The 22046-nt window shown below is 72.5% G+C and carries 18 protein-coding genes and 1 pseudogene; 13 read left to right on the plus strand and 6 right to left on the minus strand.

Annotation, left to right across the window (positions count from 1 at the left end):
* Positions 1–66: 66 nt before the first annotated feature.
* On the minus strand, positions 67–1278 hold the full coding sequence (locus ACEXOX_RS01755) for a cytochrome P450 (protein ID WP_406518656.1): 1212 nt from the start codon (positions 1276–1278) through the stop codon (positions 67–69).
* Positions 1275–4559, minus strand: a complete 3285-nt coding sequence (locus ACEXOX_RS01760; protein WP_406518657.1) for an amino acid adenylation domain-containing protein — start codon at positions 4557–4559, stop codon at positions 1275–1277. Before ACEXOX_RS01760 ends, ACEXOX_RS01755 begins: the two co-directional genes overlap by 4 nt.
* Positions 4560–4798: 239 nt before the next feature.
* Here ACEXOX_RS01760 and ACEXOX_RS01765 point away from each other — a divergent pair, with 239 nt between their 5' ends.
* Both ACEXOX_RS01765 and ACEXOX_RS01770 read left to right on the plus strand, forming a co-directional pair.
* Entirely contained in the window at positions 4799–5989 is a 1191-nt protein-coding gene (locus ACEXOX_RS01765; RefSeq protein WP_406518466.1) for an IS110 family transposase, read from the plus strand.
* Positions 5990–6062: 73 nt separating this feature from the next.
* A complete protein-coding gene (locus ACEXOX_RS01770) occupies positions 6063–6200 on the plus strand; it encodes a hypothetical protein (protein WP_406518658.1) in 138 nt (45 codons plus the stop codon).
* Between the two features lie 2 nt (positions 6201–6202).
* On the opposite strand, the pseudogene ACEXOX_RS01775 reads toward ACEXOX_RS01770, so the two are convergent.
* Positions 6203–6547, minus strand: a pseudogene (locus ACEXOX_RS01775) (pyridoxamine 5'-phosphate oxidase family protein); the annotation flags it as partial.
* Between the two features lie 420 nt (positions 6548–6967).
* On the opposite strand from ACEXOX_RS01775, the gene ACEXOX_RS01780 reads away from it, so the two are divergent.
* The 3 genes from ACEXOX_RS01780 to ACEXOX_RS01790 all read left to right on the plus strand — a co-directional run bounded on the left by ACEXOX_RS01780 (position 6968) and on the right by ACEXOX_RS01790 (position 8753).
* A complete protein-coding gene (locus ACEXOX_RS01780; RefSeq protein WP_406518659.1) occupies positions 6968–7732 on the plus strand; it encodes a hypothetical protein in 765 nt (254 codons plus the stop codon).
* A gap of 137 nt (positions 7733–7869) precedes the next feature.
* On the plus strand, positions 7870–8064 hold the full coding sequence (locus tag ACEXOX_RS01785; protein ID WP_406518660.1) for a hypothetical protein: 195 nt from the start codon (positions 7870–7872) through the stop codon (positions 8062–8064).
* Positions 8065–8117: 53 nt separating this feature from the next.
* Entirely contained in the window at positions 8118–8753 is a 636-nt protein-coding gene (locus ACEXOX_RS01790) for an SRPBCC family protein (RefSeq protein WP_406518662.1), read from the plus strand.
* Positions 8754–8828: 75 nt separating this feature from the next.
* On the opposite strand, the gene ACEXOX_RS01795 is transcribed toward ACEXOX_RS01790, so the two are convergent.
* A complete protein-coding gene (locus ACEXOX_RS01795) occupies positions 8829–9947 on the minus strand; it encodes an amidinotransferase (RefSeq protein ID WP_406518663.1) in 1119 nt (372 codons plus the stop codon).
* 170 nt (positions 9948–10117) lie between these two features.
* Positions 10118–10627, minus strand: a complete 510-nt coding sequence (locus tag ACEXOX_RS01800; RefSeq protein ID WP_406518665.1) for an ATP-binding protein — start codon at positions 10625–10627, stop codon at positions 10118–10120.
* A gap of 196 nt (positions 10628–10823) precedes the next feature.
* On the opposite strand from ACEXOX_RS01800, the gene ACEXOX_RS01805 reads away from it, so the two are divergent.
* Together ACEXOX_RS01805 and ACEXOX_RS01810 are read left to right on the plus strand one after the other, a co-directional pair.
* The gene (locus tag ACEXOX_RS01805; RefSeq protein ID WP_030999084.1) at positions 10824–11066 is read left to right on the plus strand and encodes a DUF397 domain-containing protein; all 243 of its coding nucleotides are present in this window, start codon (positions 10824–10826) and stop codon (positions 11064–11066) included.
* A 90-nt stretch (positions 11067–11156) separates the two neighbouring features.
* Positions 11157–12071 carry a helix-turn-helix domain-containing protein gene (locus ACEXOX_RS01810; protein WP_406518666.1) on the plus strand — a complete coding sequence of 305 codons (915 nt, stop codon included), beginning with the start codon at positions 11157–11159 and terminating at the stop codon, positions 12069–12071.
* Positions 12072–12140: 69 nt separating this feature from the next.
* Here ACEXOX_RS01810 and ACEXOX_RS01815 read toward each other — a convergent pair whose 3' ends face one another.
* Complete coding sequence (locus ACEXOX_RS01815; RefSeq protein WP_406518667.1) at positions 12141–12956, minus strand: SAM-dependent methyltransferase; 816 nt, start codon at positions 12954–12956, stop codon at positions 12141–12143.
* Positions 12957–13454: 498 nt separating this feature from the next.
* Here ACEXOX_RS01815 and ACEXOX_RS01820 point away from each other — a divergent pair, with 498 nt between their 5' ends.
* The 6 genes from ACEXOX_RS01820 to ACEXOX_RS01845 all read left to right on the plus strand — a co-directional run bounded on the left by ACEXOX_RS01820 (position 13455) and on the right by ACEXOX_RS01845 (position 22038).
* Positions 13455–14459: a zinc-binding dehydrogenase gene (locus ACEXOX_RS01820; RefSeq protein ID WP_406518668.1), complete on the plus strand. Its 1005-nt coding sequence runs from the start codon at positions 13455–13457 to the stop codon at positions 14457–14459.
* A 53-nt stretch (positions 14460–14512) separates the two neighbouring features.
* Positions 14513–15787: a DegT/DnrJ/EryC1/StrS family aminotransferase gene (locus ACEXOX_RS01825; protein WP_406518669.1), complete on the plus strand. Its 1275-nt coding sequence runs from the start codon at positions 14513–14515 to the stop codon at positions 15785–15787.
* A gap of 69 nt (positions 15788–15856) precedes the next feature.
* Positions 15857–17032 carry a 2-deoxy-scyllo-inosose synthase gene (locus tag ACEXOX_RS01830; protein ID WP_406518670.1) on the plus strand — a complete coding sequence of 392 codons (1176 nt, stop codon included), beginning with the start codon at positions 15857–15859 and terminating at the stop codon, positions 17030–17032.
* Positions 17033–17102: 70 nt separating this feature from the next.
* On the plus strand, positions 17103–18350 hold the full coding sequence (locus ACEXOX_RS01835) for a glycosyltransferase family 4 protein (protein WP_406518671.1): 1248 nt from the start codon (positions 17103–17105) through the stop codon (positions 18348–18350).
* Positions 18347–20164 (plus strand): ABC transporter ATP-binding protein, encoded by a 1818-nt coding sequence (locus tag ACEXOX_RS01840; protein ID WP_406518672.1) that lies wholly within the window; start codon positions 18347–18349, stop codon positions 20162–20164. The genes ACEXOX_RS01835 and ACEXOX_RS01840 overlap by 4 nt, the downstream gene beginning before the upstream one ends.
* Positions 20164–22038, plus strand: a complete 1875-nt coding sequence (locus tag ACEXOX_RS01845; RefSeq protein WP_406518673.1) for an ABC transporter ATP-binding protein — start codon at positions 20164–20166, stop codon at positions 22036–22038. The genes ACEXOX_RS01840 and ACEXOX_RS01845 overlap by 1 nt, the downstream gene beginning before the upstream one ends.
* Positions 22039–22046 lie beyond the last annotated feature (8 nt).

Below are 22046 nucleotides of genomic sequence, written 5' to 3' on the forward strand. Positions count from 1 at the left end.
TTGCTGTGGCGATGTCGTGTGCAGGGCCCGCCCGGGCCTCCTGTAAAGGCCCGGGCGGGGCCGGTCTCACCAGCGCACGGGGAGCCGGGCCGGTGCGCGCAGCGGCGTCGTTTCGTCCCAGTCGATGTCCTCCTCCGGAACGGCGAGTCCGATGTCCGGAAGCCGTTCCAGCAGCACCTGGATCGCGATGGTCAGCTGCATACGCGTCAGGTTCCCGCCGGTGCACGCGTGCGGGCCGTGCCCGAAGGCGATGTGCGCGTTGGGGGTCCGGGCCAGGTCGAGGCGGTCGGGCTCGGCGAACGCCGCCGGGTCGCGGTTGGCGGACGCCGGTACGGGCACGACCGCGTCGCCGGCACGGATGTGCTGCCCGTGCAGGGTGAAGTCCTCGGTCGCCACCAGGATGTTGATGGCGTTCATCAGCGGGACGTAGCGCAGCAGTTCCTCCACCGCGGTGGCGGTCCGCTCGGGCGCCGCACGCAGGGTACGCAACTGCTCGGGGTGGGTGAGCAGCGCGAGCAGGGCGTTGCCGGTGTGCTGGATGTTGGTCTTGTAGCCGGCCATGAGCATGGTGACGACAAAGCTCACCACGTCGTCCCGGGTGATCTCGCTGTCCGGCCGGCGGGCCCGGTCCAGCAGGATCCGGATGTAGTCCACACCGTCGCCGTCCTGCTCCTTGCGGGCGATGAGGTCGCCGGCGTAGTCCTGAAGGGCGTACAGGGCGGCGAGGACCTCCTCCATCGTCAGCCCGGCGGCGCCCAGGAGGGCGAGGGTGTGCGGCAGGTAGATCTCCCGGTCCTCGTACGGCAGGCCGACGGTCTCGCACAGCACCCGCAGGGGCAGTGGCTCGGCGTAGGAGGCGACGAGGTCCGCGGTGCCGCCGTCCGCCCCGGCCACCATCGTGTCGAGGAGTTCCCCGGCGATCGCGCGGATCCGGGGTTCCATGAAGGCCAGCTGCCGCCGGCCGAACATCGGCAGGACGGCACGCCGTACGCGCTCGTGGTGCGCGCCGGTCATCTCCAGGAAGGTCGGCAGGCACGGCGGCGGCGCGTCGGCCTCCTCGCGGGGCGGCCACGCCGACAGCAGCGGCCGGACGAGCCGCGGGTCGGCGAACGCGGCGCGTGCGTCCTCGTAGCGGCTGATGAGCCAGCCCGTCTCGCCGTTGGGGAGCTGGGCCTTGACGACGGGTGCTTCGGAACGCAGACGGGCGTAGGCGCACGGCGGTCCGGCGGTGCCGGGAGCGGTTTCCGGAACGGGGATGAGGGTTTCGGGAGGGGTCACGGGGTGCTCCATCGGGTGTGCTCCGCCTTCGTCGCGACAGCGCTCGGTGTGACACGGTCCGAGGTGGGCTCGGGTGTGGTTCCCGATATGGGCTCGGTTCCGGAGGCGGGCGCGGACGCGGACGGGCCGGCCACCGGTCGCGCGAGGTACCCGGAGGTGAAGAAGTACTCCAGGTAGCGGTCCAGCAGAGCGGAGTCGACGGGCGGGCAGTACAGCCCGCTGTCGGCCAGCGCCTCTTCGGCGTTGCGCCGCCCCAGGGCCGGGAAGGTGCCCTTGAGGTACATCTCCTTGACGGACATGTCGGCGGCGCGGCTGCGGTCCACGCACAGGGACACGAACGGCGCCGTGGCGCTCGTCGGGTTCTCGGCGACGTGCCGGACGAGCTCGGCGACCCAGGCGTCGTACGGCAGGGTGCGCAGGGTGAAGCCCGCCGCGCGCATCCGGTCGAGGACGTCGGACAGCATCGCCGGGCGCGGGTTGGTCAGGTGGTAGACCCGGCCGTCGGCCGGCCGGTGCGTGGCGATGTGCACCAGGGACTCGGCGAGATGGTCGACGGGGACGAAGTCCATCGGCAGTTCGATGGCGGGGGCGACTCCCGTGTCGACGATCATCTTGAACAGCGAGCAGATGGCCGTCTCGGTGTTGCACGCGCCGTGCGTCCGGTCGCCCGTGACCTCGTACGGCCGGTACACGGCCACCGGCAGGCCCTGCTCGGCCGCCCGCCGCAGCACTCCTTCGGCGACCCACTTGCTCTCCGCGTAGCCCATGGTCAGTCCGTCGGCGTGGGCCAGCGGCAGGTCTTCGTCCACCTCGCGCACCCCGGCGGTGCCGAAGCCCGCGACGACCGCGACGGTGGACACGAAGTGCACCGGCACCCGGCGGCGCGCGGCGATCCGGACGACCTCACGGGTTCCGTCGACGTTCGCCGGGCGCAGTTGCTGGTACGGGTAGAGGAAGTTGACCCGGGCGCCGTTGTGCACGATCAGGTCCAGGCGCTGGGCCAGTGCGTCGGCGTGGTCGGCGTCGAGCCCCAGCCGCGGCTGGGTCAGGTCTCCGGGGAAGCACTCCACGCGCTGCCAGTCGGCCTCGTCGAGGTGCAGCCCGTAGCGGGTGAGGGCGGTGCGGACCCGCTGCCGGGCGTGTGCGCGGCTCGTCGCCCGTACGGGGCAGTGGACGCGGGCGGCCGTCGCGTGCAGCAGGCGGTGCAGCAGGAATCCGCCGACGAATCCGGAAGCGCCCGTGAGCAGGACGTCCTTCGGATCGTGCGGGCGCGGTGCCGGGCCCTCGGCGGGCGGGAGGGCGAAGCCGAGTCCGGTCTCCGCGGCGAAGTCGACGGCCGGCTCCTGGCCTCCTGCCGGTCCGCCGGCGCCGCCGCGTACTTCGCGTACGGCGGCGGTGAAGCTCGCGAGTGCGGGCGCGGCCAGCAGCGCCCTGATGAGGGTGGAGCCCAGGGCTGCGTCGAGGCCGAGTACGGCGAGGGTGCGGGTGACGGTCTCCGAGGCGAGCAGGGAGTCTCCGCCGAGGAGGAAGAAGTCGTCCTGGGGCGTGGGCCGTACGCGCAGCACCTGGTGCCAGACTTCCGCGAGGAGGCCGGGCAGTCCGTCGGACGCCTCCGGCTCTTCCGGGTGCCGCGCGGCGTCACCGGGGGCGGGCGGTGGCACGGTGGGCTTCAGCCGGGTGCGGTCGATCTTGCCGCCGCTGGTGACCGGGAAGCGGTCCAGGGGCACCAGGGCCGGAACGGCTTGCGGGGGCAGCCACTTGGCGCAGTAAGCGCGCAGGTCGGACAGCGGCAGCGGGCGGCCGGGGACGGTGGCCGTGATGTAGGCGGTCAGTGCGTGCGCGTCGACCTCGACGGCCGCTTCGCCGACCTCGGGGTGTGCTCGTAATCGGGTCTCGACCTCGTCCAGCTCGATGCGTGCGCCGCGCAGTTTGACCTGGCGGTCGAGCCGTCCGCGGTATTCCAGCAGCCCGTCGGCGTGCCGTACGACCCGGTCGCCGGTCCGGTACAGCGGCCCGCCCGGCTCGACCGCGGGCAGCGTCACGAACCGCTCGGCGGTCAGCTGCGGGTCGCCGAGGTAGCCCAGCGCCAGCCCGTCGCCGCCGACGTACAGCTCCCCTTCCTCGCCCGGCTCCGCGGGCGAGCCGTCGGCCCGCAGCACGTGGCAGGCGGAAGCGCCGAAGGGGCGGCCCAGGGGGACGTGCGCGGCGTCGTCGGGGAGAGGGGCGAGCACGTGGGCGGTGGAGACCACGGCGTTCTCGGTCGGGCCGTAGAAGTTGACGACCGTGGTACGGGGGCAGGCCGCGAGGACGGCGTTCGCCAGGCGCGGGTCCATCGCCTCTCCCCCGGCGGAGACGAATCGCAGGCCGGCCAGCGCCTCGGGGCGGGTCCGGGCGACGAGGTGGAAGACGCTCGTCGTCAGGTACGCCACGGTGACGCCGCCCGCGTGGAACAGCCGCTCCAGGGCGGTGGGCGAGAGCAGTTCCTCGCGGTCGGCGAGGACCAGGCAGGCGCCGGTCAGCAGCGCGCCCCAGATCTCTATGGTCGAGGCGTCGGAGGACAGGCTGTAGGCGTGCAGCACTCCGTCACCCGGGGCGGGCGGCGTGAGGCCGGGGTCGGACAGTACGAGGCGGACCACGCCGCGGTGGGACAGCGCGACGGGCTTGGGCCGGCCGGTCGTGCCGGAGGTGAAGGCGACGTAGGCGCAGTCGGTGGCGGAGCCGGTGGCCCGGTCGGTGGCGGAGCCCGGGGCGGAGCCGGTGGCCCGGTCGGTGAGGGGGCCGGGGGCGGAGCCGGTCGCGCGGTCGGGGGCGGGCCGGTCGAGGGAGCCGGCCTCGACCGACACGCGGAGACCGCGCACCCGCCGCGTACTGCCCGGCAAGGTGACCGCCGCGCTGATGCCCGCGTCCTCGGCCATGGCCCGCAGCCGCGCCGGCGGAAGGTCCTCGTCGAGCGGCACGTACGCGCAGCCGGCCTTGAGGATGCCCAGCAGCGCCACCAGTGCCTCCAGCGAGCGGCTGCCGCACACGCCGACCAGGTCACCCGGACGGACCCCGCCGGCGGCCAGCCGGGTCGCCAACGCATCGGCGCGGGCGTCGAGTTGGCCGTAGGTCAGCGTGCGCTCGCCGTGCCGGGCCGCCAGGGCGTGCGGCAGCGCCGCGGCCTGCGCCTCGAACAGCTCCGGGATGCGGCTGTCCCGTGGGTAGCCGGGCGCCGGGGTGCGAGCCCCCGGGGCCTGGGGCCGCCGGGACGACGGGCGTGCAGAAACGAACGTGTCGGTCATGTGGTCTTACCTTTCAGTCGTGGGTCTGATCTGGTCATTCGTAAGATCGGAGGGCCCAGGGGCTCCGGGTATGGCTGTCATGTTGGTGCCGCTCGACGGCTTGAGAGACATGGCCGCCCGGAGCCCCGCGACGACTCGACCGCCAATTGGGATTTGCGACGTTGATCGCTGCTGTAAGACCACGCCGGCGAGGTCGTCTGCGGGAATCGATGACGACCACGAAGCGGCGGAGGTGACCCGTGCCCCAGATCTGGGCCGGGGTGGACATCGGCAAGACGCACCACCACGCGGTGGTGATCGACGCGGAAGGCAAACGGCTGCTGTCCCGCCGCGTATCCAACGACGAAACCGAGCTGCTGACGCTGATCGGAGACGTCCTGGAGATATCCAGCGACGTGCTGTGGGCCATCGACCTCAACCGAGGCGGTGCCGCACTGCTGATTGGCCTGCTGCTCAACCACGACCAGCCCGTCGCCTACCTCACCGGGTTCGCCGTTCATCGAGCGTCGGGCACCTACCGGGGCGAGGGAAAGACGGACGCGAAGGACGCCTTCGTCATCGCCGACCAGGCCCGCGTCCGCCGCGATGTCGGGCTGCTGCGACCCGGCGACGACATCGCCGTCGACCTGCGCATCCTCACGTCCAGGCGACTGGATGTGGTCTTCGACCGAACCCGGCAGATCAACCGCCTGCGAGCCCAACTGCTGGAGATCTTCCCCGCCCTGGAGAGGTCGCTGGACCTCACCAACCACGGCCCGGTCATGCTGCTGACCGGATACCAGGCCCCCGCCGCCATCCGCCGCACAGGCGCCAAGCGGATCGAAACGTGGCTGAAGAACCGCAAGGTCCGCGGCGCCGCCACACTCGCCAAGACGGCCGTGGAGGCGGCCGAAGCCCAGCACACGGCGCTGCCTGGTGAGAGGCTGGCTGCCGCCATGGTCCTCCGGCTGGCGAAGGGGGTGATGGCTCTCGATGAGGAGATCGCCGAGCTTGACGCTCTCATCGAGGCGCGGTTTCGCGAGCATCCACACGCCGAGGTGATCACCAGCCTGCCCGGCATGGGCCCTCGTCTCGGTGCCGAGTTCATTGCCGCCACCGGCGGCGACATGGCCTCTTTCGGGACCGCGGACCGCCTGGCCGGCTTCGCCGGCCTGGCCCCTCAACCCCGCGACTCCGGCCGCGTCAGTGGCAACCTGCGCCGGCCTCGGCGCTATCACCGCGGGCTCCTGCGGAGCATGTATCTGGCTGCCCAGGTGAGTTTGCGGTGCTGTCCAGCATCGCGTGCGTTCTACGACCGCAAGAGGAGCGAGGGCAAGGCGCACAAGCAAGCGGTGCTGGCCCTCGCGCGCCGGAGACTGAACGTTTTGTGGGCCATACTCCGTGACGGAGTGTGCTACCAAGCCACACCACCTGTCACGGCAGCGGCTTGACTTCACCATTGGGATGTCTCTCTCGCTCCAACGACTTGCGTGCGGTACGGCGGTGCGTGGGCGGGTCCGCTCAGTGCGGGGCGGCCTCCTCGCCGGCACCCCTTCGGCGAAGTCGGCCGCGAAGGCCGCGAAGTCGGCGCTGCGCCAGTACTGCGGGCGCATCCGGAAGGCGATGTCGTCCGCGAGCTGGGCGGAGGTCGCCGCCAGGTAGCCGCGGGCCTCCTCGGCGTCCAGGTAGCGGTGGGCCAGGGCATCGCGCAGGGCCGGGTCCAGCGGGTCGTCGATCGCCGTGACGGGACCTTCGACGCTCACGTACCGGTACGGCCGCCCCTCGTCCTGCGCGCAGAGGCTGAACCGCCCGGCGGCGCGCAGGAGCTGGGCCTTGATGCTCTGGCGGCCGGTCTGGACGACGACCTCGCCCCCGGGCTCGTAGCCGTACCAGACCGGCACGATCAGAGGCCCCCGGTCGCCGTCTCTGGAGTCCGTCACACCCAGGACCCCCACCCGCGGTTCGGCGAGGAAGCGTTCACGGTCGGGGCGCGACATGGCGGGCAGCATGGGCGGACTCCTGTCTCGGCACTGCGGCTGAAGAGGGGGTGGTGCGGCAAGCTCGCCGCGATAACAATCTTGGGAACGGGGAGATCACTCCCCTGCCGCATGGCGGGCAAACATACCCTTTAGGCGGTTTTGAGCCGGTTGTTGTAGGGCATGACGGAGGCGCCCCGGAGAGCTTCTCCCGCCGAAAACCGCGGCCACCGCGCCTGCGTGGCGCCCCGTCACGCGTGACAGCTGGGCTTACCGGCCGTAACGCGCGAACACCGTACGGAGTCGATCAGGCGTCGCCTCACGCTCGCGCCGCCTCGGCAGGTCGACTTGAAAGAGACGCACGCGCGGCGCCCGGCCACCGCGGACGGACGGCGGGATCTCTTCGCCAGTGCGTACGGAGGATCAGGTGAACAGCGGGGGCCACCAGGCGCGATGACGCACTTCGCCGCGCGCGACGACGGGTTTCGCAGCGGCCCCCGAGGCGGCGCATACTGCCTCCGTGGATACGGATACCGAGTCGTCGCCCACCCCGCCGGCCCCCTCCCCGGGAGCCGGCGCGAAGGCCAGGAACATCGCGTCGACGAGCGGGAGATCGCCACCGACGCACGGGATCGCCTCGCCGACCAGCGGGAACGCGCGGCCGACGCACGGGATCACCCCGCCGACGCACGCGAGGACGCGGCCGACGAGCGCGAACGGCTCGCCGACGCACAGGAATCCGCCGCCGACTCCCGTGAGCGTTTCCTCGACGCGCGGAAGAGCCACACGGACCAGATCAGCCGCTCGGCGGGGGACACGGTACCCAGCCTCCGGAAACGGTCCTCCGAGGCCATCGGCCGCGCGCGAGCCCTGCTCGCGTCCAGCCAGGCCCGCCTGGACCGCACCGAAGCCGCTTTGAGCCGCACGGAAGCCCGTGCCGCGCACGAGCGGCACGGCATCGAGCAGGAGATCGCCGCCTCCCTCCGGCGGACCTTCAGCAACGCAGGGTCGCAACAAGCGGCTCTGGAGAGCCTGGTGGAGCGACTGCAAGCACGGTTCCGCACGGCGGCGGCCGCGCTGGCCGAAGCCCAGGACCAGCTGGCCCGCCATCACGAACGGATGGCCGTCGACGCCCCCTCGGAGGCGGACGGCCACCGCGACCGCGCCGAACAGGCACGCCAGGCCGCCCGGCAGACCCGCGAGGCCGCGCGAAGTTAGAAGCTCTCACCCAACCATTGACCCCTCACCCCCTCGCGGTTATAGCTTATAACCGCAGCATGACCCTCTAGCACACGGGGAGCGTACGGCGCGTCCGCGCGTTCCCGCGCCGCGCTCCACCGGACCGAGGGATCCGCATGACCACCACATTCGCGCCACCCCGCCCCCACACGGACCGACGCATTCCGCTGTCGGCGGCCCTCTCTTCCTGGGCGGCCCCCGTCACGGTCGTCGGCCAGTTCGCCCTGCTGTCGGGCATCCCGGTGATGATCGCGCTGGTCGGCGCTCTCCGGCAGGTCCGGGACCGGGCGGCGCGCCTGGCCGCACAGTGACACGCACCTCCCGCACACGCCCCCACGCCTCCACGACCGACAAGGGGAACACCATGACCGGCATCCGCAGCACCAGCGCCCGGGCGGCCCTGCTCACCGTCCCGCTCGCCCTCGGCCTTCTCGGGACCGCCGCCGTGCCCGCCGGGGCGACCACCTCGCAGCCCGCCAAGTCCCTCACCTGCCGGGGGAAAGGCGTCGATCCCGACGCGGCCGTCCGCCACCGGACCGAGACCGTCATCCACGCGCCACTGCACGCCATATGGAAGCTGCAGACCGACGTGGAGCGCTGGCCCGCCTGGCAGTCCTCCGTCGAGACCGCCGAACGCCTCGACCACGGGCCGCTCCGCAAGGGGTCGGCGTTCCGGTGGACGACCCCGATTCCTCCCAACCCCGCGACCCCCGCCACCAGCCTGGAGATCACGTCCACCGTCGAGCAGATCAAGCGCGACTCCTGCCTGCGTTGGACCGGCCCGGCAACCGCCGAAGGACTGCGCATCGACGGCATTCACGTATGGAACTTCACCGAGGTCCGCGGCGGCGTCCGGGTGAGCACCGAGGAGACACACACCGGCGACCAGGTCGAGGCGAACGTCCCCGCCGCGACCCGGATTCTTCGCGAAGGCCTCGAAAAGTGGCTGCGCGAGCTGAAGGACGCCGCGGAAGCCCGCGCCCACCACCAGGCGGGGTAGAGCCCGCCCCGGCACCCGCAGGAGGCGGCCCCGGCAGCACCACCGGGACTGCCTCCTTCGGACGACCGGCCACGGTCAGACGTACGACTGGAGCGTGCCGCGCCGCCGGACGTCGAGGGTCGCGCAGTGGAACGAGCCGCCGAACGGCGCGTAGTGCAGCAGGTCGCACGGGATGGGCTCGAAGCCCCACTTCTCCAGCGCGCGCAGCATCCCGGTGTGGTGCCGTTCCGCGATCACCCGCTTCTCGTCGATCATGAGGACGTTCATGCTGAGCCACTTGCCGCACAGCGAGGTGAGTTTGAGCAGCCGGCCGTCGACCGGGGTGGGTTCGGGGGCGACCAGGACGTCCCACGAGGACAGCACGTCGGGCAGCCGGCCGACGTCGATGTACTCGGGGTTGACCAGCACCTTTCCCGGCGCGAGCAGGACGAACGTGGTGTCGATGTGCATCGGGGCGCGGCAGCGGCTCTCGATCTCGTGGATGCGGTAGCCGGGGCCGAGGTGGCGGCGCAGCCAGTCGATGCCCATCCGGTTGGTGACATTGCTCCGGGTGACGAACAGGTCGCGGCCCGCCCGGACGAAGTCCGCCGCATCGAACACCGGCTCGAACTCGGTGAGGATGTAGCGCATGGGCTCGCCCGCCCCGGGGACGCGGAACTCCGCGTCGAACAGCTCGTCCGTGAGCTGTGGCCGCGGTGCCGCCGTCCAGCGCGCGCCCCGCCGGAAGTAGTCCTTGACGACCGTGCGGTAGGAGTGGGCCTCGAAGTACCGGCACGGCCAGGCCATCGGCGTCTCGATGATCTCGTCGCCGATCACGAGCAGGCTGTCGCGCGGACAGGTGTTGCAGAAGCCGCGGGACGACCAGTCGGGGGTACCGAAACGCTGCCGGTGGTCGACCACGTCCGGGCGCCGGACGGTGATGTCGAGCGACTCCAGGAGGGCGATGAACCCGTCGAGTTCCCGCTGGGCCCGCTCGATCAGTACGCGGGGGTACTTGTAGCCGGCGGCGAGCCCTTGCAGGCGGGCCGCCCAGGGCGGGATGTTGCAGGTCACGACCGGGTGGTTGGACGGGATCGTCGCGCCGTCGAGGCGGCCCACGACGATCTCCTCCAGCGGGTCCCACTCGTTGTGCGAATTGACCGGCGAAGCCGGGCTGCCCCCGGCGTCGGACGCCGTGTCCGACGGCGCCGTCACCTCGGGTGGCCCACAGTCCGTGCGCGGGCGTCACCGTCCGCCGCCTCCGGGTCGCCGGGTCTCCGCACTGCCACCGCCATACTCGACCGCCTTCGACCGTGGACGCCAGTTCCCGGCCAAGTGAACGCGGGAGACAGGTTCGCGTCAACGAGCCAGGCCGTTCCCGCCGCTCACCCCGCGGGTCGTGGGACCGCGAGCTGGGCCCAGACCGTCTTGCCCGTGTCGTCCGGACGGGTCCAGCCCCAGGACTCGCTGAGCCGGTCGACGGTCCACAGGCCCCGTCCCTCCTCCGCGAGGAGGTCCGGAACCGCGAGGGCCGGGACGCTGCGGCTGGAGTCGGAGACGGCGCACAGGACACCGGCGTCCTGGTGCGCCAGTGCCAGCCAGGCCGCGCACACCAGGTCCGGCCGTGGCTCTTCGGTGCCCGGGCCTCTGGGGGAGGCGTGGCGCAGGGCGTTTCCGGCGAGTTCCGAGACCACCAGGACCGCGTCCGCGACGACCGACGGGGAGACGCCCCACCCTTCGAGGGTGGTGGCGGTGAAACGTCGGGCTTCCGCGATGGCGCTGTAGGCGCCGCTGAGCGCGCACACGGCGAAGGCGTCGAGCCCGGTCGTCGGCTGTTCCTCCCCCGCTTCCTCGTGGCGCACGTCGTGCACGGTGGGTGCCGGATGTGTAGTCATCACGATCTCCGCCATGGGGCATTTCGGGGGCTGGGCCGCGCAGTTCAGGAGGGCTAATATCCTCGTCGGCCGCCTTCCGCTGCAAGTACATCTGCAATTGCATCGGTAAGTACGGCCGTGTGGGGCCCGTTTCACGCCACCGTACGTACGGGGCCGTACCGGACGGAGCCTGGTCCTCCAGTAAGGAGAGAGTTGTATGGAGTCATTGCCCAACGGCATATGCGCCAGTGCCATCGAGGGTGCGGTGTGGCGCAAGAGCTCCCGCAGCAACCCCAACGGGAACTGCGTCGAGCTGGCCGTTCTCGCCGACGGCGGGGTGGCGGTGCGCAACTCCCGGCACACGGGAGGGCCCGCACTGGTCTATACCCGCGACGAGATCGCGGCCTTCGTCCAGGGGGCCAAGGACGGGGATTTCGACGACCTGGCCGGGACCGGCTGACGCATATGTCGGCTGGATAATCACCTCCGCTGTACGAACAGTTGAGGTGATGGGACACTGAGCGTTCATCCGACCAACAGGGGAGTCACCATGGTCGCCGCGCAGCCGGGGCGCATCCCGCCCCCGCGCCGTCATATCGAACATCCCCGGGGCGGCCCGACAGTCCTGCGGATCATTCTGGGAACGCAGTTGCGCCGGCTGCGGGAGGCGGCGGGTATCACCCGTGAGGCGGCCGGCGACGCCATCCGCGGCTCACACGCCAAGATCAGCCGGCTGGAGCTGGGCCGCGTCGGCTGCAAGGAACGCGACGTGGCCGATCTGCTGACGCTCTACCGCGTCACGGACGGACAGGAGCGAGCCGAGTTCCTGGCGCTGGCCCGCGGGACGAGCACACCCGGGTGGTGGCACCGCTACAACGACGTACTGCCCACCTGGTTCGAGACACTCATCGGACTGGAGGAGGCCGCCTCCGTCATCCGTACCTACGAGGTGCAGTTCGTGCCCGGCCTGTTGCAGACGCCGGAGTACGCCCATGCGGTGTGCCGGCTCGGCAACCCGCAGGCGTCCAGGAAGGAGGTCGAACGCCGGGTGGAACTGCGCCTGCAACGGCAGGCGCTGCTCACGGCGCCCGGCGCGCCCCGGGTGTGGGCGGTGCTGGACGAGGCGTCCCTGCGGCGTCCGCTCGGCAGCCCGGAGATCATGTCGGGCCAACTACGGCATCTGCTGACCATGTCGCAGCTGCCCAATGTCACCGTGCAGGTCGCCCCGTTCCATCTCGGCGGGCACGCGGCGGCGGGCGGGCCGATCACGATCCTGCGCTTCCTGGAGCCGGACCTGCCCGACATCGTCTATCTGGAGCAACTGACCAGTGCGCTCTACCTGGACAAGCGCGACGACGTCGACCACTACCTCGCCGTGATGGACCGGCTCAGCGCCCAGGCCGAGTCCCCTCGCGGGACCCAGGCCGTCCTGGAGGAGCTGATCGGGGGCGCGGAGGAGGGCTGACCCGGCCGGGGCGCCGGGCGACGGCAGTGGCGCCCCGGGCGGAGAGACCGGACGGGGGTGCCGTCGCCCCTACCGCTTGCGGGCGACCCCGCCGTACTCGATCCACTCCATGGTGCGCTGCTTGGGCCCGATGTCCGCGTCCGGCTTCCAGGTCGACACCTCCACCAGGCCCGGTTCGAGGATCTCCAGACCGTCCAGGAACGAGGCCAGTTCGGCGGCCGTGCGCACCCGGCCCCACTGGCCGTGGGTGCTGACCCGCATGAACTCGGTGACGAAGTCACGGGTGGCCGCGTCCTCGCTGACCAGCTGGCACACGACCAGGAAGCTGCCCGGTACCAGGCGTTCGGCGACGCGCCTGATCAGGGCGGCGGGGTCGTCCTCGTCCGGGATGCAGTGCAGCACGGACACGAACAGCGCGGCCACCGGCTGGTCGAAGTCGATCAGCCGTTCCACCTCGGGGTGACCGAGAATGCCTTCGGTGTCGCGCATGTCGGCCTGGATGACCGCGGTGTTGCGGTTCTCCTCCAGCAGCGCACGGCCGTGGGCCAGCACGATGGGGTCGTTGTCGACGTAGACCACCCGCGAGTCCTGGGCCACCCGCTGGGCGACCTGGTGGACGTTGTCCTGGGTCGGCAGGCCGGACCCGTGGTCGATGAACTGCCGTACGCCCTGCTCCTGTGCCAGCCAGCGGACCACCCGCCGCAGGAACCGGCGGTTGTTGACCGCCAGCACCTGCGTGCTCGGCACGACCTTGTCCAGCTCCTCGCACGCCTCGCGGTCCACGGCGTAGTTGTCCTTGCCGCCCAGGTAGTAGTCGTACATCCGCGCCACACTCGGAACGCTGACGTCGACGGTGCCGGACCGTGGTCGCGCTTCCTGGCTCATTCGTTGCTCTCCCGTCGCTCGGGCACCCCGCTGAGGCACCACGACCGGCCGTCTCACGGGACGTGACCGCGCCGGTACGGCGTCCAACATACCCAGCTACGGGCGGGTGTTGCAGGTTCGCGCGTGGAGTCCGTCACGTATCGGGCCGACAGACCGGAGCAGCGGCCGGGCCCGTGGCCAGGGCCGAACGGTCCCTGCTTTTCCTCCCGGGCCGTCCGCGGGCCGCGTCCGGGCCGTACGGATCCGGCCAGTCCAGACGTGTGTCGGGCGGGGCGGCGGCTCGGGGTCCGTACCCGCGCCACGGCTCCGGACGCGACCGGGTGGCCCGACCCCCGCCCGAACCAGGCGTCACCCACCCCATCGCCCGCTTTAGTTGACAAGCGCCCCACAACATGGCGTACGCTCCCCGGGCGCTTCATTCGCTGGAGCGGACGCTACTCGTGACGCCCGGCATCCGCCCGGTCCCGTGACACGGAGGTCTGCACGATGAAAGCCTTGATGTTCAAAGCTCCCCTGCAGGCCGTGCTCACCGAGCGCGACGTGCCGGAGCCCGCGCCCGGCGAGGCGCTCGTACGGCTCGCCTACAACTCGATCTGCGGCAGCGATCTCTCCTTCTACAAGGGGGTCTGGCACGGCTTCACCTACCCCGTGGTGCCGGGGCACGAGTGGAGCGGAACCGTGGTCGAGGCCGGCGGCGCCGGTGACCTGGTCGGCCAGAACGTGGTCGGCGACCTCACCGTGGCCTGCGGAAGCTGCCGGCACTGCACCGTCGGCAAGCCCACCCTCTGCGCCGACCTGCAAGAACTCGGGTTCACCCGGGACGGCGCCTGCGCCGAGTACATGACCGTGCCGACGGGCAACCTGCACCGGCTGCCCGAGGGCCTCTCGCTGCGCGAAGCCACCCAGGTGGAACCCCTGGCCGTGGCGCTCAACGCGGTCGACCGGCTCGCGGTCACGGCCGGCGAGAAGGTCGCGATCACCGGCGCCGGCGGCATCGGCCTGCTGCTCGCCCAGGCCGTACGGCTGCGCGGCGCCGACGTCACCGTCCTCGCCGAGCCGGTGACCGAACGCCGCCAGGCGGCCCACGCGCTGGGGGTGCCGCACACCGTCGGCGGCGACCCCGGCGAGCTGGTCGGGTTCGTCGAGAAGCATCCCGAGCTGACTCCCGATGTGGTCCTGGAGGCGTCCGGCTACCCGCTCGCGGTACAGGAGGCGGTGGAGGCTGTCCGCTCTGGCGGACGCATCGGTCTGATCGGCTACCGCATCGAGGAAGCCGCGACGATGGCGCCCCATCACATCGTGGTGAAGGTCCTCTCCCTCCAGGCGTCGATGGGTCCGGGAGACCGGTTCGGCGAGGCCATCGAACTGCTGGCCGCCGGGGCGGTCGACGTGGACGCGCTGCTCAGCCACGAGTTCGGGCTGGCCGACCACGCCCGGGCGCTGGACGTGGCGCTGCGCCGCACCGACGGCAACACCCGCTCGTACTTCAACCTCCGCGCCTGACCGCCCGGCCGATCTCCCCACCCCCAAGCCCCGTGCTCAGGAAGGACGATCAGATGACCCGGTCCCTGGCCGTGCAAGGCGGCAGTCCGGTACGCACCCGCCCCTGGCCCCTGTGGCCGCAGCCGGCTCCCGGCGCGGTGCGGGCGCTGGAGGGGGTGCTCGCTTCCGGCCGCTGGTCGATCAGCGGCCCCTACCGGGGCACCGCGTCCCAGGAGCGGCGCTTCGCGCAGGCCTTCGCCGCGTACAACGGGGTCGAGCACTGCGTACCCGCGGCCAGCGGCACCGCCAGCCTGATGCTCGCCATGGAGGCGTGCGGCATCGGCGCCGGCGACGAGGTGATCGTCCCCGGGCTGTCCTGGGTGGCGTCCGGTTCGACCGTGCTCGGCATCAACGCGGTCCCGGTCTTCTGCGACGTGGACCCCGAGACGCTGTGCCTGGACCCGGCCGCCGTGGAGAGCGCGCTGACCGAACGCACCAAGGCGATCGTCGTCGTCCACCTGTACTCGGCGGTCGCCGCGATGGACGCGCTGCGCGCCCTGGCCGACCGGCACGGGCTGCCGCTGCTGGAGGACTGCGCGCAGGCGCACGGCGCGGAGTACCGCGGCCTCAAGGTCGGCGCGCTGGCCACCGCCGGAACCTTCAGCATGCAGCACAGCAAGGTGCTCACCAGCGGTGAGGGCGGCGCCGTGATCACCCGGGACGCGGAGTTCGCGCGCCGCGTGGAGCACCTGCGCGCCGACGGGCGCTGCCTGGCCGGTCAGCCCGTCGGCGACGGGCGGATGGAGCTGGTGGAGACCGGCGAACTGATGGGTTCGAACCGGTGCGTGTCGGAGTTCCAGGCAGCGCTGCTCGTCGAGCAACTGGGCGTCCTCGACGAGCAGAACGAGCGGCGGCGGCGCAACGCCGCACTCCTGGACAAGCTGCTGGCCGACGCGGGCTACCGGCCGCAGACGACCTCCGAGGGCACCAGTACCCGTACGTACTACACCTATGCCGCCCGGCTGCCCGAGGGCGAGCTGACCCACGTGGACGCGGCCACCGTCGCCGAGGCGCTCACCGCCGAACTCGGCTTCCCCGTCGCCCCGTGCTACGCGCCGATCACCCGCAACCGCCTGTACGACCCCAGGAGCCGTGCCCGCTTCGCGCTGGGCGTCCAGCACGAGAGCCGCACCGATCCCAAGCGTTTCGAGCTGCCCGTGTGCGAGGAGGCGGCCCGGCGCACCGTCACCGTCCACCACGCCGCCCTGCTCGGGGACGAGAGCGACATGCATGACATCGCGACGGCCTTCGGCAAGGTCGTGCGGCACGGCGCCCTGCTGACCGGCTGAAGGCGGCGGGCCGCAGCCGGCCCGCCGGAGCAACCGTCCCGCGACCCGCCCACCGAAATCGGGGAGACCATGCACGTCACGGCCATCACCATGGAAGACACCAGCTTTCCCTACCGGCTCGGTACCGAGTGCGCCGAGGAGACCGTCGCCCGGCTCGGCGCCCGCGCGGCCAGCCGCTACCTCGTGGTGTGCGACACCACGGTGGCCGCGCTCTACGGACGCGACCTGGCCGCCCGGCTGGAGAAGGACGCCGGTCCCGCCGTCCTCCTGACCCACCCGGCGGGTGAGGTGCACAAGCGCATCGGCACCGTCGGCGACCTCGCCGAGCAGGCCCTGGCCGAGGGTGCCGACCGGCGCAGCGTCGTGGTGGCGCTGGGCGGCGGCATCACCGGCAACATCGCCGGGCTGCTGGCCTCGCTGCTGTTCCGCGGCATCACCCTGGTGCACGTGCCCACCACCGTGGTGGCGATGCTGGACTCGGTGCTGTCGCTGAAGCAGGCGGTCAACGCGAGTTTCGGCAAGAACCTCGTCGGCACCTTCTACCAGCCGGCCGAGGTGCTCGCCGACACGGCGATGCTGCGCACGCTCCCGGCGCGGGAACTGCGCTCGGGCATGGGCGAGGTGGTCAAGAACGCGCTGGCCATCCGGCCGTCGATGATCGAGCGGCTGTCGGCGGAGCTGCGGCCGGACGCGCGGTACGAGGACGCCGCGATGCGGTGGATCATCGAGGAGAGCGTGGCCGCCAAGGCGCAGGTCACCGGCGCGGACAAGCACGAGCGCCGGGACGGTCTGGTGCTGGAGTACGGGCACACCACCGGGCACGCCATCGAGCACGCCGCCCGGGGCGAGGTCGCGCACGGCGCGGGGGTGGCCATCGGCATGATCGTGGCCGCCGAGGTGTCCCGGCTGCTCGGGCACGCCTCCGGTGATCTGGTCGGTCTGCACCGCGAACTGGTCGCCAAAGCCGGTCTGGAGGGGTCCGTACCGGCACTGGTGGACCCGGCCGACGTCAAGAACTGGCTGACCTACGACAACAAGCGCGGCTATCTGCCCTGCCCGCCCGCCTCCACCCCGATGGTGCTGCTGTCCGCTCCCGGCCAGGTGCTGCGCAGCGGCCCGCTGCCGCTGGTGCCCGTGCCGCTGGAGCTGCTGGGCCGCGCCGTGGACGCGTTGGCGGCACCCGCGGGGCAGACGGCCGCGGAGCAGGCGGCCGGCGCGGACCGCCTCTCGCCCGCCCCGGCTTGACCCGCGGCGGGCCACCGCCCCCGTCCCTGTTCCCGCCGTCCGTTCCGTCCCGTGTGGAGTTCTAGTGCGTGTGCTGCGGCTGACCCCGTTCTTCCACCACGACCAGGTCGAGAGCTGGCCCGCCGAGTACGACGCCGTCGGCGGGATGCAGGTGCAGATCCTGCGGCTGTCGCGTGAGCTGGCGGCGCGCGGCGTCGAACAGCAGGTGCTGACCGTCGGCTTCCCCGGCCTGCCGAAGCGGCGCCTGGACCGGCCGGGGCTGGTGGTGCGGGTGACCCGCGCGCCGCTGCCCCCGATCCGGTCGCAGCTGACCGGGCTTGTCGGCCTCAACCAGGCCTGGCTGGCGGGGGCGTTGGCCGCCTGTGTGCGGTTGCGCCGGCGGTGGCGTCCCGACCTGATCCATGTGCACGCCGACGGGCAGTTGTGGGCGCTGCTGGCCGGTCCGCTGGCGGCCCGGGTCATGGGCGTGCCGTACTGCCTGACGCTGCACTGCTCACGGCTGTCGGTCTACGAGCCGATGTCCCGGGTCGACCAGCTCCAGCACCGGCTGGTGCGTGCCGTCGAGAGCCACGCGGTGCGGCGGGCGGCCCGGGTGTCCGCGCTGACCTCCCGTACCGCGGGTGTCGTCGCGCGGGCCCTGTCGCTGGACCCGGCGTCCATCGACATCGTGCCCGACTCGGTCGGCGACCTGTCGCCGCGGCCCGCCGGGGAGGTGGCCGGGCTGCGGCGTTCGCTGGAGGTCGCGGACGGGACCGCCCTGGTCGGTTACGTGGGGCGGGTGGCGCACGAGAAGGGGTGGCGGGACTTCGTCGCCCTGGCGCGCCGCTGGCAGTCGCTGCCGGGGACACCGTCCGCGGTATTCCTGGTGGTCGGGGACGGGCCGCAGCGCGAGCGGATGGGCAAGGCCGTCGCCGACGCGGGGCTGACCGACCGGTTCCGCTTCACCGGCTTCCTGCCGCACGCCGACATCCCGGCGGTGATGACCGCACTGGACGTGCTGGTCATGCCGTCCGCCCACGAGGAGTTGGGCGGCAGCGCGATCGAGGCGATGATGTGCGGCACGCCGGTCGCCGGTTACTCGGTGGGCGGGCTGCGGGAGACCGTGGGCACGGTCACGCCGGGTCTGCTGGTGCCGCGCGGGGACATGGCCGCCCTCGCCGACGCCGTACGCGGCGTCGTGGAGGAGCCCGACGGGCCCCGGGAGCGGGTGACCGGTGCCCGGGAGCGGCTGGGCACGGCGTACGGCAGCGGGTCGGCCACCGACCGGGCCCTGGAGCACTACGCCCATGCGCTGCGTGCCGCGGGAAGCGCGCGATGAGCGCCCCGCCCGTCCGCACCGGATCGCTGTGGCGCTGTGCGCGCTACCTGCGGCCGCACCGCTGGCTGATGGCCGGTGCCTGTGCCGCCGCCCTCGGCTCGATGCTCGCCGGGCTGTCCATGCCGCTGGTCCTCCAGCGGCTGGTGGACGGTCCTGTCGCCCACAAGGACATGGCGGCGCTGCCGTGGACCCTCGTCGGCTTCACGGTGCTGGGGTGCCTGGAGGCCGTACTGCTGGGGGCCCGCCGGCTGCTGGTCGTCCGGCCGTCGACGCGGCTGGAGACGACGCTGCGCGCGGACCTGTTCCGCCATGTGCAGCGGCTGCCCTCCTCGTTCCACACCCGCTGGAGTTCGGGGCAGTTGCTGTCCCGAACGGTTTCCGACATCGCCGAGCTGGGCCGGTTCTTCGCGTTCTCCGCGGTGTATCTGCTGGTCAACACGGCGGCGTTGGTGGCGGGTCTGGCCGTGCTGGCGTACCTGTCGCCCTTCCTCGCGCTGATCGTGCTGGTGACGTACCTGCCGATGGTGCTCGCCACCATCCTCTTCGAGAAGCGCTTCCACGTGGCGGCCCGCTCCGCGCAGGACCAGAGCGGTGACCTCACCACCACCGTGGAGGAGTCGGTGCTGGGCATCCGCGTGCTGAAGGCGTTCGGCCGCGGCCCGGAGACCGTACGCCGCTACACCGCGCAGGCCCGCGCGCTGCGCCGTACCGAACTGCGCAAGATCTCCCTGACCGCCGCCCTGTGGTGGCTGATCACCGCCCTGCCCGAGGTGGGCATCGTCGCCCTGATGGGGTTCGGCGGCTACGGCACCGCCACCGGCAGTCTGACCCTGGGCACCCTGATGGCGGCGATCACCGTCGCCACCTACATGCGCTGGCCCGCCGACACGCTGGGCTGGCTGATCGCGGACGCCAGTACCGCGGCGTCCGCCGCCGACCGGTACTGGCAGCTGCGGGACGTCCCGCTCGCCGTGCGCGAACCGGCCGACCCCCGGCCGCTGGCGAGTCCGGTGCGCGGCGAGCTGCGCGTCGAGGACGTGCACTACCGGCTGCCGGGCGCCGGCGACTCCGTACTGCGCGGCATCGACCTCACGGTGCGTCCCGGCAGCACCCTCGCCCTCGTCGGTGCGACCGGCTCGGGCAAGTCCACCCTCGTCTCGCTGCTGTCCCGGCTGGACGACCCCACCCACGGCCGGATCACGCTGGACGGCACCGATCTGCGCGACCTGTCACTGGACGCGCTGCGGTCGGTGGTGACCTGCGCGTTCGACGATCCCGTGCTGTTCTCGGGGACCGTACGGGACAACGTCGCCCTCGGTCTGCCGCCCGAGGAGCGCGACGACGACGACCGGGTCTGGGAGGCGCTGCGGCTGGCGCACGCCGCCGACTTCGTCGCGGCCCTGCCCGAACAGCTCGCCACCCGGGTCGGCGAGGAGGGGGTGGGCCTGTCCGGCGGGCAGCGGCAGCGGCTGGCGCTCGCCCGCGCGATCCTGCCCCGCCCCGCCGTCCTGGTCCTGGACAACGCGCTGTCCGCGCTCGACGTGCACACCGAGCGGGAGGTGGAGGCGGCACTGCGGACCGTGATGGCGCACGTCACCACCGTCCTCGTCGCCCACCGTCCGGCCACCCTGCGCGCGGCGGACCGGGTCGCGTTGATCGCCGACGGGCGGGTGGCCGCCACCGGCACCCACGACGAACTCATGGCCACCGACCGGCGCTACCGCCACCTGCTGCGTTCCCCGGTCAACGACCTGGTGCCGGACGGGCCGCAGGGCCCGCCGCACCGGGACCCCGCACGGAAGGTACGCGCCTGATGCCCGAGGACCGGCAGAAGAACCGCACGGCCGCCCCCGGACCGGACGTGGACCGGGCGGCGGACGAGGCCGACGGCCGGCCGGACGACCGGCGGCTGCGGGAGCGCCGCAACCGGCTGCTGCGCACCCTGCTCGCGCCCGAGCGCCGCCGGCTGACCCGCGCCGTCGCCCTGGCGCTGCTGGAGAACGTCTGCGCGCTCGTCACCCCGCTGCTGATCGCCGCCGCCATCGACCGGGGCGTGCCCGCGGCGGCGGACGGCCGCTGGGGTCCGCTGACCGCCTACGCGGCCCTCGCGCTGGCGGCCGGGACGGCCACCGCCACCCTGCGGTACGGCTTCCTGCGCTACTCCGGGAACATCGCGCAGACCCTGCTGTTCCGGCTGCGCTGCCGCACCTTCGCGCACGCCGTGCGGCTGCCGCTGTCCTACCACGAGGCGGCGCCCTCGGGCAGTGTCGTCGCCCGGCTCTCCAGCGACGTGGAGTCGGTCGAGGAGGTGCTGGAGATGGGCCTGGACGGCCTGTTCTCCGCGCTGTTCTCGATGGTCGGCACGGTGGCCGTGATGCTCTGGCTCGACCTGCCGATGGCCGCCGTCGTGCTCGCCCTGTTCATCCCGCTGTACCTGCTCACCCGCTGGTTCCGGGACCGTTCGCGCCGCGCCTACCGGCGCACCCGGGGCGCGACCGAGCGGATCGTGCAGCACACCGGCGAGACGTACAACGGCATCCGCGCGGTGCAGGCGTTCCGCAAGGAGGGCGAGAACACCGCGCGGCTGCGGGAGACGGACGCCGCCTACGCCTCGGCGCGGGCCGCCTCGGGGCGGGTCAGCGCCTGCTTCAGCGGCGGCGTCAAGCTGATCGGCAACCTCTCGCTGGCCCTGCTGCTGGCCCTCGGCGCGTTCCGTATCGCGAGCGGCCACCTCGAAGCGGGCGCGCTGACCGCGTTCCTGCTCTACGTGCACCGGCTGTACGACCCGATCGACGAACTCGCCTCGTTCGCCAACGCGTTCTCCGCCGCGTCGGCCGGACTGGAGCGGATCGGCGTCCTCTTCCACGCGCCCGACGCATTGCCCGAGCCCGCCAGTCCTCGGCCGCTGCCCGCGGTGTCCGCCCCCGGCCGCGTCCGCTTCGAGGGCGTGCGCTTCCGCTACAACGCCGCCTCCCCGCCCGTACTGGCCGGACTGGACCTGGACCTCGCGCCGGCGGAGACCGTGGCCCTGGTCGGTACGACGGGGGCGGGCAAGTCGACGCTGGCCAAGCTGCTGGCGCGGCTGTACGACCCGACGGGCGGCCGGATCACCCTGGACGGGGCCGACCTGCGCGAGGTGGCCGACGCCGAACTGCGCTCCGCCGTCTGCATGGTCACCCAGGAGCCGTTCCTCTTCTCCGGTTCCGTGGCGGACAACATCGCCCTGGGCCGGCCGGACGCCGGCCGCGAGGAGATCGTCGCGGCGGCCGAGGCCGTCGGCGCGCACGACTTCGTCAGCGCGCTGCCCGAGGGGTACGACAGCGACGTCCACAAGCGCGGCGCCGGTCTGTCGGCCGGCCAGCGCCAGCTCGTCGCACTCGCCCGGGTGATGCTGGCCGCGCCCCGCGTCCTGATCCTCGACGAGGCCACCTCCAGCATGGATGCCCCCACCGAGCGGGCCGTGCACGCGGCCCTGCACCGGGTGCTCGCCGGCCGCACCGCCCTGATCATCGCCCACAGCCTGACCACGGCCGCCATCGCCGACCGGGTGCTGGTCCTGGAGAACGGCGCGGTCGTGGAGGACGGGCCACCCGCCGTACTGGCGGCGGGCGACGGTCCCTTCGCCGGCCTGTACCGCGGCTGGCTGTCCGCGACCGACGGGCGCACCCACCACCCCGCGCACCACTGACCGAAAGG

The sequence above is a fragment of the Streptomyces sp. Ac-502 genome (genome assembly GCF_045222935.1).
GTDB classification, from domain to species: domain Bacteria; phylum Actinomycetota; class Actinomycetes; order Streptomycetales; family Streptomycetaceae; genus Streptomyces; species Streptomyces monomycini.

Coding starts and splice junctions, on each gene's coding strand:
- ACEXOX_RS01810 (WP_406518666.1), top strand. CDS start 11,157: ATGGTCGCCGCGCAGCCGGGGCGCATCCCGCCCCCGCGCCGTCATATC.
- ACEXOX_RS01780 (WP_406518659.1), top strand. CDS start 6,968: ATGACGCACTTCGCCGCGCGCGACGACGGGTTTCGCAGCGGCCCCCGA.
- ACEXOX_RS01825 (WP_406518669.1), top strand. CDS start 14,513: ATGACCCGGTCCCTGGCCGTGCAAGGCGGCAGTCCGGTACGCACCCGC.
- ACEXOX_RS01785 (WP_406518660.1), top strand. CDS start 7,870: ATGACCACCACATTCGCGCCACCCCGCCCCCACACGGACCGACGCATT.
- ACEXOX_RS01760 (WP_406518657.1), bottom strand. CDS start 4,559: ATGACCGACACGTTCGTTTCTGCACGCCCGTCGTCCCGGCGGCCCCAG.
- ACEXOX_RS01840 (WP_406518672.1), top strand. CDS start 18,347: ATGAGCGCCCCGCCCGTCCGCACCGGATCGCTGTGGCGCTGTGCGCGC.
- ACEXOX_RS01805 (WP_030999084.1), top strand. CDS start 10,824: ATGGAGTCATTGCCCAACGGCATATGCGCCAGTGCCATCGAGGGTGCG.
- ACEXOX_RS01800 (WP_406518665.1), bottom strand. CDS start 10,627: ATGACTACACATCCGGCACCCACCGTGCACGACGTGCGCCACGAGGAA.
- ACEXOX_RS01820 (WP_406518668.1), top strand. CDS start 13,455: ATGTTCAAAGCTCCCCTGCAGGCCGTGCTCACCGAGCGCGACGTGCCG.
- ACEXOX_RS01830 (WP_406518670.1), top strand. CDS start 15,857: ATGCACGTCACGGCCATCACCATGGAAGACACCAGCTTTCCCTACCGG.
- ACEXOX_RS01815 (WP_406518667.1), bottom strand. CDS start 12,956: ATGAGCCAGGAAGCGCGACCACGGTCCGGCACCGTCGACGTCAGCGTT.
- ACEXOX_RS01790 (WP_406518662.1), top strand. CDS start 8,118: ATGACCGGCATCCGCAGCACCAGCGCCCGGGCGGCCCTGCTCACCGTC.
- ACEXOX_RS01845 (WP_406518673.1), top strand. CDS start 20,164: ATGCCCGAGGACCGGCAGAAGAACCGCACGGCCGCCCCCGGACCGGAC.